Origin of the sequence: Blautia sp. TM10-2, from assembly GCF_003480845.1 — a bacterium.
Taxonomy (GTDB): Bacteria; Bacillota; Clostridia; order Lachnospirales; family Lachnospiraceae; genus Fusicatenibacter; species Fusicatenibacter saccharivorans.
Genome location: NZ_QUJZ01000007.1, coordinates 71,387 through 86,608 on the forward strand (window position 1 = coordinate 71,387; position 15,222 = coordinate 86,608).

General features: G+C 51.3%; 14 protein-coding genes and 1 pseudogene. 14 read left to right on the forward strand and 1 reads right to left on the reverse strand.

What is annotated here, in order from left to right:
* Positions 1 to 20: 20 nt before the first annotated feature.
* The 14 genes and pseudogenes from DXD92_RS08520 to hisI all read left to right on the forward strand — a co-directional run.
* Positions 21 to 1,481: an aminoacyl-histidine dipeptidase gene (locus DXD92_RS08520; RefSeq protein WP_117804078.1), complete on the forward strand. Its 1,461-nt coding sequence runs from the start codon at positions 21 to 23 to the stop codon at positions 1,479 to 1,481.
* 158 nt (positions 1,482 to 1,639) lie between these two features.
* Positions 1,640 to 2,452 (forward strand): GTP pyrophosphokinase, encoded by an 813-nt coding sequence (locus tag DXD92_RS08525; protein WP_055218019.1) that lies wholly within the window; start codon positions 1,640 to 1,642, stop codon positions 2,450 to 2,452.
* Positions 2,453 to 2,476: 24 nt separating this feature from the next.
* Entirely contained in the window at positions 2,477 to 3,850 is a 1,374-nt protein-coding gene (locus DXD92_RS08530) for an RsmB/NOP family class I SAM-dependent RNA methyltransferase (protein ID WP_118640437.1), read from the forward strand.
* A complete protein-coding gene (locus DXD92_RS08535) occupies positions 3,847 to 4,605 on the forward strand; it encodes a pseudouridine synthase (protein WP_055226362.1) in 759 nt (252 codons plus the stop codon). The genes DXD92_RS08530 and DXD92_RS08535 overlap by 4 nt, the downstream gene beginning before the upstream one ends.
* 3 nt (positions 4,606 to 4,608) lie before the next feature.
* Complete coding sequence (locus DXD92_RS08540; protein ID WP_055226360.1) at positions 4,609 to 6,552, forward strand: YgiQ family radical SAM protein; 1,944 nt, start codon at positions 4,609 to 4,611, stop codon at positions 6,550 to 6,552.
* 51 nt (positions 6,553 to 6,603) lie between these two features.
* The gene (locus tag DXD92_RS08545) at positions 6,604 to 7,221 is read left to right on the forward strand and encodes a DUF4191 family protein (protein WP_118640390.1); all 618 of its coding nucleotides are present in this window, start codon (positions 6,604 to 6,606) and stop codon (positions 7,219 to 7,221) included.
* A 12-nt stretch (positions 7,222 to 7,233) separates the two neighbouring features.
* On the forward strand, positions 7,234 to 8,220 hold the full coding sequence (locus DXD92_RS08550) for an RluA family pseudouridine synthase (protein WP_118640391.1): 987 nt from the start codon (positions 7,234 to 7,236) through the stop codon (positions 8,218 to 8,220).
* The gene (lepB, locus tag DXD92_RS08555; RefSeq protein WP_117812915.1) at positions 8,217 to 8,795 is read left to right on the forward strand and encodes a signal peptidase I; all 579 of its coding nucleotides are present in this window, start codon (positions 8,217 to 8,219) and stop codon (positions 8,793 to 8,795) included. Before DXD92_RS08550 ends, lepB begins: the two co-directional genes overlap by 4 nt.
* A 25-nt stretch (positions 8,796 to 8,820) precedes the next feature.
* Positions 8,821 to 9,369: a Holliday junction resolvase RecU gene (locus tag DXD92_RS08560; RefSeq protein WP_117509155.1), complete on the forward strand. Its 549-nt coding sequence runs from the start codon at positions 8,821 to 8,823 to the stop codon at positions 9,367 to 9,369.
* A 107-nt stretch (positions 9,370 to 9,476) separates the two neighbouring features.
* Positions 9,477 to 10,718: an ATP phosphoribosyltransferase regulatory subunit gene (gene hisZ, locus DXD92_RS08565; protein ID WP_117508989.1), complete on the forward strand. Its 1,242-nt coding sequence runs from the start codon at positions 9,477 to 9,479 to the stop codon at positions 10,716 to 10,718.
* A 21-nt stretch (positions 10,719 to 10,739) separates the two neighbouring features.
* On the forward strand, positions 10,740 to 11,378 hold the full coding sequence (hisG, locus tag DXD92_RS08570) for an ATP phosphoribosyltransferase (protein WP_022461875.1): 639 nt from the start codon (positions 10,740 to 10,742) through the stop codon (positions 11,376 to 11,378).
* The gene (hisD, locus tag DXD92_RS08575; protein WP_118640392.1) at positions 11,375 to 12,673 is read left to right on the forward strand and encodes a histidinol dehydrogenase; all 1,299 of its coding nucleotides are present in this window, start codon (positions 11,375 to 11,377) and stop codon (positions 12,671 to 12,673) included. The genes hisG and hisD overlap by 4 nt, the downstream gene beginning before the upstream one ends.
* Positions 12,674 to 12,727: 54 nt before the next feature.
* Positions 12,728 to 13,264 carry an imidazoleglycerol-phosphate dehydratase HisB gene (hisB, locus tag DXD92_RS08580; protein ID WP_243033775.1) on the forward strand — a complete coding sequence of 179 codons (537 nt, stop codon included), beginning with the start codon at positions 12,728 to 12,730 and terminating at the stop codon, positions 13,262 to 13,264.
* Between the two features lie 55 nt (positions 13,265 to 13,319).
* A pseudogene (gene hisI, locus DXD92_RS08585) lies at positions 13,320 to 13,631 on the forward strand (phosphoribosyl-AMP cyclohydrolase); the annotation flags it as partial.
* 101 nt (positions 13,632 to 13,732) lie between these two features.
* Here hisI and DXD92_RS08590 read toward each other — a convergent pair.
* Positions 13,733 to 15,148, reverse strand: coding sequence for an NCS2 family permease (locus DXD92_RS08590; RefSeq protein WP_118640438.1), 1,416 nt, complete (start codon positions 15,146 to 15,148; stop codon positions 13,733 to 13,735).
* Positions 15,149 to 15,222: the final 74 nt, after the last annotated feature.

A 15,222-nucleotide genomic window follows, 5' to 3' on the forward strand; every position in this document is an offset into this window, starting at 1 on the left:
AGAAGATGGGAGAAGAAAAAATGAGCGTATTAGCAGGATTAAAACCGGAACGGGTATTTTATTATTTTGAAGAGCTCTGCCGCATTCCGCACGGCTCCGGAAACACAAAAGAAGTGAGCGACTATCTGGTTCAGTTTGCAAGGGACCATGAATTATCCTGGTATCAGGATGCGTCCAACAACGTGGTCATCCGCCGCCCGGCATCGAAGGGATGTGAATTGGCTCCGACCGTGATTCTGCAGGGCCACTGCGATATGGTCTGCGAGAAGAAGCCGGGCAGCAGCCACGATTTTACGAAGGACGGCCTTGAGCTTCACATCGACGGCGATGAGATTTATGCCAGGGACACGACGCTTGGCGGAGACGACGGAATTGCCGTTGCCTATATGCTGGCTGTGCTGGAATCGGATGATCTGCAGCTTCCGGCCATCGAGGCACTGATTACGACGGATGAAGAGATCGGACTGCTCGGCGCAGCAGCATTAAACGGGAATGAGTTAAAGGGAAGAACACTGTTAAATATGGATTCTGAAGAGGAAGGCATTCTCACCGTATCGTGCGCAGGCGGTATGACAGCCATGATGGATCTGCCGGTGCGCAGAAGCGAAGTGATGGGTGAGCAGATGGAAGTGACGATTTCCGGTCTTGCCGGTGGCCATTCCGGTACGGAAATCCACAAAAACCGTGCCAACTCCAACATTCTGGCGGGCCGTTTCCTGTACGAACTGGCAGGAAAGATGGATTATGCCCTGATCGAGCTGGAGGGCGGTTTAAAAGACAACGCCATTCCGCGGACAACCCGCATGCTTCTTGCCATCGACGGCGGAGAGAAAGAGATCTTAAAAGAGGAAGCATTACGCTTCACCGAAAATCTTTGCAGAGAGTACAGCGGAACAGATGACGGTATTACCGTTACGGTAGAGAAAACAGGCGAGGGCGCTGCACCGGCGCTTCATCCGGTCAGCCTGCAGAAAACCGTCTTTTTCCTGATGAATCTTCCGAACGGGGTACAGAAGATGAGCGGCCAGATCCCGGGACTGGTGGAAACATCCCTGAACCTCGGTATTCTGAAATTAGAGCCGGATCACCTGCATGCGTGTGCGAGTGTGCGGAGCTCCGTGGGAAGTGCAAAAGAAGCCCTTTCCGACAAGCTGGAGTATCTGATCGGTTTCCTGGGCGGTGAGTTCCACGTAGAGGGCGCGTACCCGGCATGGGAGTATAAAGAGGATTCTGCCCTCCGCGATCTGATGGTGGTGGAATATGAAGCCATGTATGGACAGAAACCGGCAGTGGAAGCGATTCATGCCGGACTGGAATGCGGTCTGTTCTATGAAAAGCTTTCCGGTCTTGACTGTGTATCTTTCGGCCCGAACATGAAAGCAATCCACACGACCGAGGAGCGGCTTTCGATTTCCTCCGTGGAGAGAACGTATCAGTACCTGTGCCGCGTTCTGGAGCAGCTTTCGAAACGGCAGGCATAAAAAACTGCCCGTGTCTATTTCAAAAAAGTTTCTGAAAAACAGTCATAAAACAGAAAAGACAGGCATAAAGTAACAGGGTGGGGATTGAATTTCCAAAGCGTTTACCATCCGATAAGAAAAATGGCTGAAAGCAGGAGCAAAAAAGGAGATTAGGGGACATGGATATACTGTTATGGCATGAGATTCTGGAACCATACGAGCTGGCTGTCAAGGAATTACAGGTGAAATTCCGGCATCTGATCAAGGAGCACCACGGAAAAGGGCTGTACTCACCGATCGAGAGCGTGAGCGGCCGTGTGAAGAGTGTTTCCAGTATTCTGGAAAAAATGCAGAGAAAGGGCATTGTGCCCGAAGAGATGGAGGAGCAGGTGGAGGATATCGCGGGCATCCGCATCATCTGCCAGTTCGTTGAAGATATCGAAAAGGTTGCCGACCTGATCCAGAAGCGGTCGGATATTGAGATTAAGAGCGAGAAAGACTACATCCGCCACATGAAGGACAGCGGTTACCGGAGCTATCACCTCATTGTTTACTATACCGTGGAGACGATGAACGGCCCGAAGCGCATCCAGGTGGAAATCCAGATCCGCACGATGGCGATGGATTTCTGGGCGACGATTGAGCACTCGCTGCAGTACAAATATAAGGCAAACATTCCGGATCACATCCGGGAGCGCTTAAGTGCAGCTGCAAAGGCGATTATTGTGCTGGATAATGAGATGTCCTCTGTGCGGAGTGAGATTATGGATGCACAGAATTCCTCCCAGATACAGCGGAATCTGATCACGGATATCCTGAATAATATCGAGAATCTTTACAAGGTGACGAACAAACGCGAAGTAGAAAAAATTCAGGATGAGTTTTATCACATCTATGCGCAGAACGATCTGCAGGAGTTAAAACGGTTCCACAAAGAACTGGATCTGATTGCAGAGGGATACCGCGCACAGGCAATTACAGACGAACTTTAGAACAAAAGGGGATAAACGGATATGATCACACTGCCGGAAGCCTTTGAGCAGGAGATGAAACAGCTGCTCGGTGAGGAAGAATATGAGGCATACCGCAAGACATTTGACGAGGCGGTACATAGAGGACTGCGGGTAAACAACGGAAAAATTTCGACAGAAGAGTTTCTTAGGCGGACCGATATTCCGCTTAAGAAGGTTCCGTGGATCCCCAATGGATTTTATTACGATGAAGAGAGCTGCAATCCGGCAAAGGATGCCGATTACTATGCGGGCCTGTATTATCTGCAGGAGCCGAGTGCGATGACACCGGCATCCCGCCTTCCAATTGAGCCGGATGACCGTGTGCTCGATCTCTGTGCGGCACCGGGCGGAAAGGCAACGGAGCTGGGAAGCCGGATCGGTGAGGGCGGCATGCTGCTGGCAAACGATATCAGCAATTCGCGGGCGAAGGCGCTGCTGCGCAACCTGGAAATCCAGGGAGTGGGACGTCTTCTCGTGACGAGCGAGGATCCGGAAAAATTAGTAACCTTGTATCCGGCCTTTTTTGACAAGATCCTTCTTGACGCGCCGTGCTCTGGGGAGGGCATGTTCCGAAAAGAGAGCTCAATGCTGCGCTACTACAGTGAAAATGGGCCGGAGCATTATGTGCCGATCCAGAAAAAACTGATCGAGCAGGCGTATCAGATGCTTGCAGAGGGCGGAGAGCTGCTGTACTCTACCTGTACGTTTTCTGTAAAGGAGAACGAAGAGGTCATCGCAGGGCTGCTGGATGCGCATCCGGATATGGAAGTGCAGGAAATTACCCCGGGTTACGAAGGGTTTGCGCCGGGAGTATCCGTGAATGGCCGCGATCTTTCCCGGTGCGTTCATATTTTCCCGCAGCGGATGGAGGGAGAAGGCCATTTCGTGGCGCTCCTGAAAAAGCAGGGAGAGAGCCGGAAACGGCAGCCTTCCCGCCTTTTGGAAACGACAAAGAAGCTGCCGAAAGAGGCGGAAGAGTTTCTTGCTGGCGTGCGCATGGACTGGAAGAATGGTTCGTTTGCCCTTGTGAAAGACCAGCTCTATTTTCTGCCGGAAGGTGTCTGTGCGGCAAAGGGTCTGCGCTATCTGCGGACCGGACTTTCGCTTGGCACCGTAAAGAAAAACCGCCTCGAGCCGTCCCAGGCGCTGGCGGCGTATCTGAAAAAAGAAGAATACGTTTCGTGTTTGACCATTCCCAAGGGAGATGACCGTGTCATGCGCTACTTAAAGGGTGAGACACTCTCGTTTTCCGAGGAAGAGTGTCAGGGGAAAAAGGGCTGGGTGCTTGTGTGCCTGGATGATTTCCCACTTGGCTGGGGAAAAATAAACAACGGAACGTTAAAGAATAAATATTATGCAGGATGGCGGATGGTATGAGTAAATTACGACTCGATAAATATCTGGCGGACATGGGTGTGGGAACACGCCAGGAAGTAAAGGCCCTGATCCGGAAGGGACGGGTGGCCGTAGACGGAATTACGGCAAAAGCCCCGGAACTGAAAGTCGACCCGGATGAAGCGCAGGTGACTGTGGACGGAAACAGCATTTCCTATGTGAAAATGGAATACTGGATGCTCCACAAACCGGCGGGTGTCGTCTCTGCGACGGAGGACCGCCGTGACCGGACCGTACTCGATCTTTTAAGTGATGCGGCAAGAAAAGACCTCTTTCCGGTCGGACGGCTCGACAAGGACACCGAAGGGCTGCTGCTGATTACGAACGACGGAGCCCTTTCCCACCGGCTGCTCTCTCCGAAATCGCATGTCTCGAAAGTGTATGAGGCCGTGATTGACGGAAAAGTGAAAGAAGAAGATCGGCAGGCATTTGCCGAAGGACTCGACATTGGGGACGACAAACCGACACTTCCGGCCGAGCTTACCATTCTGGAAACGATAGAAAAAGAGCCTGGCATTTTTGAAAGCCGGATCCGCATTACCATCTGTGAGGGCCGCTTCCACCAGATCAAGCGCATGTTTGAGAAGGTCGGAAAAACGGTCGTCTATTTGAAACGGCTGTCGATGGGGAGCCTGGAACTTGATCCGGCGCTGCCAAAGGGCAGTGCCCGTCTCCTGACGCAGGAAGAAAAAGCGGCGCTTGGCATAGCGGACGCCGAAACACAGAAAGGAAAGTAAAGCATGCCTTTTTTACCAATTACAAGAGAAGAGATGAAGGAACGGGGAATCGAACAGTTTGACTTTGTCTATGTCATCGGAGATGCCTACGTGGACCATTCCTCGTTCGGACCGGCAATCATCAGCCGTGTGCTCGAGGCGAACGGCTATTCCGTCGGCATCATCTCACAGCCGGACTGGAAGGACGAGAACAGCATTTCGATTTTCGGTGAACCGCGTCTTGGCTTTCTTGTCTCTTCCGGAAATATGGATTCCATGGTCAACCATTATACCGTGGCGAAAAAGCACCGAAAAACAGATGCCTTTACGCCGGGCGGTGTCATGGGAAAACGGCCGGACCGCGCGGTTACCGTGTACGGCAATCTGATCCGGAGAACGTATAAACATACACCGATGATCCTCGGCGGCATCGAGGCATCGCTCCGGCGCCTTTCGCATTACGATTACTGGTCTGACCAGGTGCGCCGCTCCGTCCTTCTCGATTCCGGTGCGGATCTGATTTCGTACGGAATGGGAGAACTTTCGATCGTAGCGATTGCAGATGCACTTGCGGCTGGCATTGACGTTCATGATGTCACCTTTATTCCGGGAACCGTTTATCGGAGCAAAACGCTGGATCACCTGATTGACCCGGTGGTGCTGCCGTCATTCGAGGAGGTGCGGGAGAGCAAGCGGACGTATGCGGAGAGCTTTGCGATTCAGTATAAAAATACCGATGCCATCAATGCGAAGCCGATGGCAGAGCCGTATGAGGGCCAGGGCTACATTGTACAGAATCCGCCTTCCCGTCCTTTGACAGAGCAGGAGATGGATGATGTCTATGCGCTTCCATACATGCGCGCCTATCACCCAAGCTATGAAAAAGACGGCGGTGTGCCGGCGCTTGGGGAAATCAAATACAGTCTGACGAGCAACCGCGGCTGCTTTGGGTCCTGCAGTTTCTGCGCGCTGACGTTCCACGAGGGACGCGTTGTGCAGACGAGAAGCCACGAATCCATTCTGGCGGAAGCGCGGCAGATGGTTCAGGAAAAAGAATTTAAAGGCTATATTCACGATGTCGGCGGCCCGACGGCGGATTTCCGCGGTCCGGCATGCAAAAAGCAGCTCACCAAAGGCGCCTGCCCGAACCGGAACTGTCTCTTCCCGGAGCCGTGTAAAAATATGGTGGCAGATCACAGAGATTATGTGAAGCTGCTGCGGGAATTAAAAGACATTCCGGGCGTGAAGAAAGTCTTTATCCGCTCCGGCATCCGTTTTGACTATGTCCTGGCCGATAAAGACCAGACGTTCCTTTCCGAGCTGGTAAAGGATCACGTCAGCGGTCAGCTCCGCGTTGCGCCGGAGCACGTTTCGAACCGTGTGCTTTCCTATATGGGAAAACCGCGCCACGAAGTATATCAGGAATTTATCCGCCGCTTCGATGCGTGCAACAAAAAGACGGGGAAGCAGCAGTACGCACTTCCGTATTTTATGTCGTCCCATCCGGGGTGTGACTTGGAGGATGCGGTGGAGCTTGCCGAGTACATCCGCGATATGGGATTTATCCCGGAGCAGGCACAGGACTTCTATCCGACGCCTTCCACACTTTCCACCTGTATGTACTATACCGGTCTTGACCCGCGGACGATGGATCCGGTTTACGTGCCGAAATCGCCGCATGAGAAGGCGATGCAGCGTGCGCTGATTCAGTACCGGAATCCGGAGAACTATGAGCTCGTCTGCGAGGCACTGCGCCGGACACACCGGGAGGATCTGATCGGATTCGGACCGAAATGTCTCGTACGGCCGAGAAAGATGGCCGGGGAGGCAGGAAAACCGTCAAGAGGAAAAGGGTCCAACGGAAAAGGCTTTGGCCAGAAGACGGCGAATGACCGTTCCGGACAGGGAAAAGCCAAAACAGGCGGACGGCCGAAAAAGACGCTCCGCAACGTGCACAAAAAGAAATAAACACGCAGAAGATGAGCGGGGATCTTATCGAAGAAGGGAAATGACAGAAGAATGAAGATCAGAAAAGGGGATTACGGCTATATCCGCCGGGAAAAGAAAAAAAGACTGCTTGTGATACTGGGACTGTTCGTCCTTCCGGCCATCGTTTTTATTGTCGGGCTTGTGCTTGCAGACGGAAACAAGAGCAACATTTTTACGGTTGTCGCCGTAGTAGGCTGTCTGCCGGGCTGCCGCGCCGCCGTCGGTTTTATCATGATGGTTATGCAAAAGCCAGTGGACAAAGCAGTGTACGATGCCATTGAGGCAAAAAAAGGAAAACTGCTGATGGGATATGAAATGTATATCACACAGGAAAAATCGAGTCTGATGATCGAAGCAGCGGCGTTCTGCGGTGAGGAGATCGCCTGCTACACCACGCGCGCCAAAGACCAGAAACAGATCGAGGACTGCACTACGTATCTGAACAAGATCATCCGTGCCAACGGCTACAAATGCCATGTGAAGATTTTTGATCGGGAAAAAGCATTTCTGGAGCGCCTCGATTCCCTGAACCGCAACTACGATGAGCTGGAAAAGAGCGCCAGTGAAAACTTCAAACCGGATGAGCGGTACCCGGATCTGTCCCGCACGGAACTGGTGAAACACACGATGCTGGCGCTGGCACTGTAGGAGACCATTGCTATGAGAGAACTGACCGTGACAGAAAAAGACTGCGCGCAGCAGCTCATCAAATATCTGTCCAAATATATGGAGGAGGCGCCAAAGAGTTTCTTCTATAAAATGCTGCGAAAGAAAAACATTGTGCTGAACCAGAAAAAGGCGGACGGCAGTGAAAAGCTGAAAACAGGCGATACGATCCGGATGTATCTGGCGGAAGAGACCATCGAAAAATTTCGGAAAACACCGGAAAAACCGGCGGCTGGAAAACAGGTAAAGTATCCGAAGCTGGATATCGTCTATGAAGACGAAAAAGTAATTTTCCTGAACAAGACGGCAGGTGTCCTCTCACAGAAGGCGAAAGAGACGGATGTGAGCCTTACCGAAGCGCTCGGCGCCTATCTTTCGGAAAAAAATGCCGGGGAGGAGACCATGTTCCGCGCCGGACTCTGCAATCGTCTGGACCGGAATACCAGCGGTCTGATTCTTGCCGGAAAAACCGTTGCGGCGACGCAGCAGCTTTCAGAACTGATCGCAGAGCGGGCTGTTGGAAAATACTATCTGACGGTTGTAAAAGGAACCGTGACAGAGACAGAGCGGATCCGCGGATACCTCACAAAAAATGAGAGGACAAACCGTGTTTCGATTCAGAGAGAGCAGCAGGGAGATGCTGTTTACATAGAAACCGCATACCGGCCGCTCTGTGCCGGAAGAGGCTGTACGCTGCTGGAGGTTGAGCTGGTGACCGGAAAGAGCCATCAGATCCGCAGCCATCTCGCGAGCATCGGTCATCCGCTTGCGGGAGATACGAAATACGGGGATGCGGAGTTTAACCGCCGCTTCCGGGAAAAATACGGACTGAAATACCAACTTCTCCATTCGTGGAAGGCGGTATTTCCAGAGCTTACGGGCACCTTATCGGATCTGTCCGGAAAAACCTTTACAGCGCCCCTGCCATCATCCGTGCGCCGGATTTTACAGGGAGAACATTTGACGGGAGAAGGATTATGAGCCGAAAAGACAACGAAAAGAAAGAAACAAAACCAAGAAAAACGGAGGAGACGAGCATCGGACGGGAAATCTGGGAATATGTAAAAATGATCGCCATTGTCGTGGCAGTCGTTGTTTTTGTGGAGCAGGTCATTGTCATCAACGCAAGAATCCCATCTCCTTCCATGGAAAACACGATTATGACCGGAGACCAGATCTTCGGTAACCGCCTTGCTTATGTAAAGAGCGATCCGCAGCGGTATGACATCGTTATTTTCTATTATCCGGACGACGAGAAGCAGAAGTTTATCAAGCGCGTCATCGGACTGCCGGGAGAGACGGTTACGATCCGCGACGGAAAGGTGTATATCAACGATTCCACCGAGCCGCTGTGCGATGATTTCTGCCCGGAAACACCGGTCGGCGATTTCGGACCGTATGAGGTGCCGGAGGGCTGCTACTTTATGCTCGGCGACAACCGGAACGTATCAAAGGATTCCCGCTACTGGCTGAATCCGTACGTAGAGAAAGACAAGATCATCGGCAAGGCCTTTCTGCGCTACTGGCCGCTGAACAAAATTTCTCTGATTGAATAAGAACAGAACGAAGACGAGGACAGGAATTATGGCATGGACATCGAGGGGACTCCGCGGATCAACGTTGGAGGAAATGATCAACCGCACAAACGAGCAGTACCGTGACAAGCATCTGGCACTGATCCAGAAGGTGCCGACGCCGATCACCCCGATCAAAATAGATAAGGAGAGCAGACACATCACGCTGGCTTATTTTGAAAAGAAGAGTACCGTTGATTACATCGGCGCTGTACAGGGCATTCCCGTCTGCTTCGATGCCAAAGAGTGCAAAACGGATTCCTTTCCGCTCGCAAACATCCACGAGCACCAGGTCACGTTTATGAAAGATTTCGAGCAGCAGGGGGGGATTTCCTTCCTGCTGCTGTATTTTACGGCGCGGGACGAATATTATTACCTGCGGTATGAGACGATGAAAACCTTCTGGGACCGCGGACAGAACGGCGGAAAGAAGCATTTTTCCTACACCGAGCTTGAAACGTCATTCTTCCTTCCCAGAACGGGAAGCAGCGTTCTCGTCCCGTACCTGAACGGAATCCAGAAGGATCTGGAGATACGGGATTCGAAAGCGGATTAAAATTTTGAGTTGACAGGGAAAATGTTTTCCGATATACTAACCATAGTTTTAAATTCAATATGGTAATATGGTAGTGGACTAAAGCGAAAAAGTGAGGACAACAAAACATGGATCGATTAATTCATACCCCGGAAGGCGTCCGGGATGTCTACAATCAGGAATGTACGAAAAAATTATACATGGAGAATCAGATTGAGCAGGTATTTCATGCGTTTGGATATCAGGATATTGAAACACCGACGTTCGAGTTTTTTGATGTATTCGGAAGAGAAGTGGGAACAACACCGTCCCGCGAGCTCTACAAATTCTTTGACCGCGACGGCAACACCCTTGTGCTCCGTCCGGACTTTACCCCGTCGATTGCACGCGCAGCCTCCATGTATTTCATGGAAGAGACGATGCCGATCCGCCTTTGCTACAGAGGAAGCAGCTTCGTCAACAGCAGCAGCTATCAGGGCCGCTTAAAAGAGTCCACCCAGATGGGCGTCGAGCTCTTAAACGATGATTCCGCAATGGCAGACGCAGAGATCATTGCGATGACCGTAAAAGTTATGCTGGATGCCGGTCTTACCGATTTCCAGATCAGCATCGGCCACGTAGGTTTCTTCCAGGCGCTCGCCGAGGAAGCTGCGCTCGCCGAGGATGTTCTGAACGAATTAAAAGAACTGATTTCCATTAAAAATCATTTTGGCGCCGAGGAGCTGCTGGCAAAACAGAACCTTCGAAGTGATCTGTTTGAAGCACTCCGTGATGTTCCGCAACTGTTCGGAAATGCAGAGATTCTCGAAAAGGCAAAAGGCCTTACAAGAAATCCGGCGGCAAGAGAGGCACTCGATCGTCTGGCTACGATCTATGAGATCGTTAAAGATTACGGCTATGAAAAATACGTCTTCTTCGATCTCGGCCTTTTAAGCAAATTCCATTACTACACCGGTATTATTTTCCAGGCCTACACCTACGGCACCGGCGAGCCGATCGTAAAAGGCGGCCGCTACGATGCACTGCTGCAGCACTTCGGAAAGAAAGCGCCGGCGATCGGATTCTGTACTGTCATGGAATCTCTGATGAATGCACTGGAGCGCCAGAAAATTTCTCTTCCGATTGCCAATACGAAAACGATGCTACTCTACCCGGATTTTCTTCAGCCGCTGGCCGTAAAACTTGCTAACGAGCACAGAAGCAAGGGCATGGATGTCGCGCTGGTCTGCTTTGCAAGGGACAAGGTTCTTGCAGATTATGAAGAATACGGCAGAAAGAACCAGTTCGGCGGCATTGTCTATATTCAGAAGAGCGATTCGGTGCTTGCTATCGATTTGTCGACAGGAGAAGTACAGCCGGTGGAGCTGTAGGAGAGGAAGGGTACGAAAAAGATGAGATATTTGACCATTGCACTGACAAAAGGACGCCTGGCGTACCAGACGCTGGAGCTGCTGGAAAAAGTCGGCATCACCTGCGATGAAATGAAAAATAAAGATACGAGAAAGCTGATTTTCACGGACGAAGAGCATAAGCTCCGTTTCTTCCTCGCCAAAGGTCCGGATGTGCCGACCTATGTGGAGTACGGCGCAGCGGATATCGGAATCGTCGGAAAGGACACGATTCTGGAGGAAGGAAGACGCCTCTACGAGGTATTGGACCTTGGCTACGGCAAGTGCCGCATGTGTGTCTGCGGACCGGAATCCGCGCGTGAGCTGCTGCAGCACAACCAGCAGATCCGTGTGGCAACGAAGTACCCAAACATTGCCAAGGATTACTTCTACAACCGCAAGCACCAGACCGTTGAGATGATCAAGCTGAACGGCTCGATCGAGCTGGCACCGATTGTCGGACTTTCCGAAGTGATTGTGGATATTGTAGAGACAGGAAGCACTTTACGGGAAAACGGCCTGACCGTTCTCGAGGAGGTCTGCCCGCTGTCTGCGCGCATGGTTGTCAACCAGGTGAGCATGCGGATGGAAAATGAGAGAATTACCAAATTAATTCAGGATCTGAAAGGAGCACTGGTATGAGAATCGTAAAACTGACAAAAGAGACCACAGAAAATATTCTGGAGAATATGCTGAAACGAAGCCCGACACAGTACGGAACGTACGAGGCTTCCGTGCGGGAGATCATTGAGAATGTAAAAACAAGAAAAGACGCAGCCGTTTTCGAATATACCGAGAAATTCGACCACGCGGTACTCGATGCTTCTACCGTAGAAGTAACACAGGAAGAGATTGATGAGGCGTACAACATCGTAGATCCAGAGCTGATCGGTGTTATCCGCAGATCCATGAAAAATATCCGTGAATTCCACGAAAAACAGAAACAGAACAGCTGGTTCACCTCCACCGAGAACGGAACGATGCTTGGCCAGAAGCTGACCGCCCTGAACCGTGTCGGCGTATACGTTCCGGGAGGAAAGGCAGCGTATCCGTCCTCCGTTCTGATGAACATTCTTCCGGCAAAAGTGGCAGGAGTCAAAGAAATCTGCATGACAACGCCGTGCGGCAGAGACGGAAAAGTCAACCCGGTTGTCCTTGCGGCAGCAAAAGAAGCCGGTGCGGACCGCGTCTTTAAAATCGGCGGTGCACAGGCAATTGCAGCCCTTGCTTACGGAACCGAGAGCATTCCGAAAGTCGATAAAATCGTAGGACCTGGAAACATCTACGTTGCCCTTGCAAAGAAAGCCGTATACGGAAATGTCAGCATCGACTCCATCGCAGGCCCAAGTGAGATTCTTGTCCTTGCTGATGAGACTGCAAATCCGCGGTTCGTGGCAGCCGATCTCTTAAGCCAGGCTGAGCATGATGAGCTTGCAAGTGCGATCCTCATTACCACCTCCCAGGAACTGGCAGAGAAGGTAAGTGAAGAGGTAGACGGTTTCTTAAAAGTCCTCTCCAGAAGCGACATCATCTCCAAATCACTGGACAACTTCGGCTACATCCTTGTCACCGATTCGCATCAGGAAGCGATTGACACCGTAGATGCCATCGCACCGGAGCACCTCGAGATCGTGACGAAGAACCCGTTTGAGGATATGATGAAGGTACATAACGCCGGTGCTATTTTCCTCGGCGAGAACTCCAGCGAGCCTCTTGGTGACTATTTTGCCGGCCCGAACCATATCCTGCCGACGAACGGAACTGCAAAATTCTTCTCCCCGCTGTCCGTAGACGATTTCGTGAAGAAATCCAGCATCATCTATTATTCCAGAGAAGCCCTTTCCGAGATCCACGAGGATATTGAGAGCTTTGCAAAATCAGAGAGCTTGACGGCACACGCCAATTCGATTGCCGTCCGTTTTGAGGGGGAAGAGTAAGTGGAGAACAGAACAGCCAGCGTAGAACGCGTGACAAAAGAAACAAAGATCCGCATGACATTAAATCTGGATGGAACGGGAAAGAGCGACATCCACACCGGCATCGGCTTTTTTGACCATATGCTCGACGGCTTTGCCCGCCACGGTCTTTTCGACCTTTCCGTTTCTGTAGACGGAGACCTTGATGTAGACGGCCACCACACGATCGAGGACACCGGTATCGTGCTCGGAACTGCAATCCGCGAGGCAGTCGGCGACAAACAGGGCATCCGCCGCTACGGCGACAGAATCCTTCCGATGGACGAGACACTGGTGCTCTCGGCCATTGACCTCTGCGGCAGACCGTATCTCTCTTTCCAGGCAGAATTTACACGGGAGAAAGTAGGAGAGATGGAGACCGAGATGGTAAAAGAATTCTTCTACGCCGTTTCCTATGCGGCGCAGATGAATCTGCATATCAAAGTGCTTGACGGCGGAAATAACCACCACATCATCGAGGCGATGTTCAAAGCATTTGCGAAGGCACTCGATGAGGCAACTTCCTTCGATCCGAGAATTGCCGGCGTGCTCTCGACCAAGGGCAGCCTGTAAGAGCAGAAAAAGAGGAGAACAAGAGATGAAACAAGCATTAAAATGTGATTTTACCTGGGCGGATTTTAAGACAAACAGCGACGGCATGGTTCCGGTTGTTGTACAGGATGCGGAAAATGACGAAGTGTTGATGCTCGCCTACGTGAATGAAGAAGCGTTTGAGACGACACTGCGCCTTGGAAAAATGACGTACTGGAGCAGAAGCCGCAATGAGCTCTGGACGAAGGGACTGAGCTCCGGCCATGTGCAGTATGTAAAACAGCTTCTGATCGACTGCGACAACGATACAATCCTTGCCAAAGTAGAACAGGTCGGCGCAGCGTGCCACACCGGAAACCGCACCTGCTTTTACCGGACCCTGGCGGAATAAAAATTTTTGATTCAGAGCATAAAAAGAGCTCCTGTTTCACAGAATAAAATCTGTAGGACAGGAGCCTTTTTATGCAGTTCTGTATCGTTAAAAAGCCATTACAGAAGAAGGTATTTTAAGATAAACAGAACAGCCAGGATGTACATGATCACGCTGATCTTTTTTTCTTTTGCTTTTCCGCTCAGGATCTGGATTGCAACGTAGGAGATAACTCCCATGGCAATACCTTCGGAAATGCTGTAGAAGAATGGCATTGCTCCGATGCAGATGTAGCACGGAATCGCCTCGGAAAGATCGCTGAAATCAATGTTGACTACGTTGGTCAGCATGTAGAAGCCTACCACGATCAGTGCCGGAGCCGTTGCAAAGGACGGGATGGCAAGGAAGATCGGGGAGAGGAACAGAGCGAGGCCGAAGAGGATTGCAGTGGTAACAGCGGTAAGACCGGTACGGCCGCCTTCGGAAACGCCGGAAGCACTCTCAACGAAAGTCGTTGTGGTAGAAGTACCAAGAACAGCACCTGCGCAGGTAGCAACAGCATCTGCCATCAGCGCGCCCTTGATGCGCGGAAGTTTTCCGTTTTTGTCGAGCATGTTTGCCTTGGAAGATACACCGATCAGAGTTCCGATGGTATCAAACATATCGACAAACAGGAATGCAAACATGATCACGAAGAACTCGCCTGTTTTCAGAATGGAGAAATCCAGTTTTCCGAAAATCGGGGCAAGGCTTGGAATGGAAAGTCCGTTGGAAAAATCCGGGAACAGGCTGTAGAAGCCGTTTGCCGGGTTCGGAACGTAGAGACCGCATGCCTGGCAGATCATGCCGAGGATCCAGGTTGCAAGAATTCCCCAGAGGATGTTTCCTTTTACATTGCGTACGACAAGAACAGCGGTGAGGATAACACCGATGACTGCGAGCAGAACGGTGATTCCGACATCGTTAAACGTTCCTGCCACATACTCCGTTCCGTTTAATGTGGCTGCAGACTGCAGGTTGGCATTGTAGGAAGACAGGGAATAGAGGCCTGCCACGGTTGAAGAGTTCGGCAGTACAATTTTTGCATTCTGAAGTCCGATGAATGCGATGAACAGACCGATGCCGACGCTGACTGCAGATTTCAGGCTGACCGGAATGGAGTTGAAGATCGCCTCACGGACGTTGGTCAGAGAAAGTACAATAAAGATGATACCTTCTGCAAAAACGGCGGTCAGGGCTGTCTGCCAGCTATATCCGTATCCGAGAACAACGGTGTAGGCGAAATAGGCGTTGAGGCCCATTCCAGGTGCCAGAGCGAATGGATAATTGGCAAAAAGTGCCATGAGCAGGGTGCCAAGGAAGGCTGCCAGAGCCGTTGCTGTAAAGACAGCGCCGTGGTCCATGCCGGTGGAGGAAAGGATGTTCGGGTTGACGGCAAGAATGTACGCCATCGTCATGAACGTGGTGACACCGGCGATGATCTCGGTTTTGACCGTTGTTCCATTTTCCCGCAGCTTGAATGTGTTTTCCATCAGCTTGCTAAACTTTTCCATAGTTTTCTCTCCTTTTGAATTTTGTAGGCGGAAATGTCGCCTCATAATATGGAAAC

What these genes read in the sequence shown, in the direction of transcription:
- DXD92_RS08535 (WP_055226362.1), top strand. Translation starts at nt 3,847, where the DNA reads ATGAGTAAATTACGACTCGATAAATATCTGGCGGACATGGGTGTGGGA.
- DXD92_RS08520 (WP_117804078.1), top strand. Translation starts at nt 21, where the DNA reads ATGAGCGTATTAGCAGGATTAAAACCGGAACGGGTATTTTATTATTTT.
- lepB (WP_117812915.1), top strand. Translation starts at nt 8,217, where the DNA reads ATGAGCCGAAAAGACAACGAAAAGAAAGAAACAAAACCAAGAAAAACG.
- DXD92_RS08550 (WP_118640391.1), top strand. Translation starts at nt 7,234, where the DNA reads ATGAGAGAACTGACCGTGACAGAAAAAGACTGCGCGCAGCAGCTCATC.
- hisB (WP_243033775.1), top strand. Translation starts at nt 12,728, where the DNA reads ATGACATTAAATCTGGATGGAACGGGAAAGAGCGACATCCACACCGGC.
- hisG (WP_022461875.1), top strand. Translation starts at nt 10,740, where the DNA reads ATGAGATATTTGACCATTGCACTGACAAAAGGACGCCTGGCGTACCAG.
- hisD (WP_118640392.1), top strand. Translation starts at nt 11,375, where the DNA reads ATGAGAATCGTAAAACTGACAAAAGAGACCACAGAAAATATTCTGGAG.
- DXD92_RS08540 (WP_055226360.1), top strand. Translation starts at nt 4,609, where the DNA reads ATGCCTTTTTTACCAATTACAAGAGAAGAGATGAAGGAACGGGGAATC.
- DXD92_RS08545 (WP_118640390.1), top strand. Translation starts at nt 6,604, where the DNA reads ATGAAGATCAGAAAAGGGGATTACGGCTATATCCGCCGGGAAAAGAAA.
- DXD92_RS08525 (WP_055218019.1), top strand. Translation starts at nt 1,640, where the DNA reads ATGGATATACTGTTATGGCATGAGATTCTGGAACCATACGAGCTGGCT.
- hisZ (WP_117508989.1), top strand. Translation starts at nt 9,477, where the DNA reads ATGGATCGATTAATTCATACCCCGGAAGGCGTCCGGGATGTCTACAAT.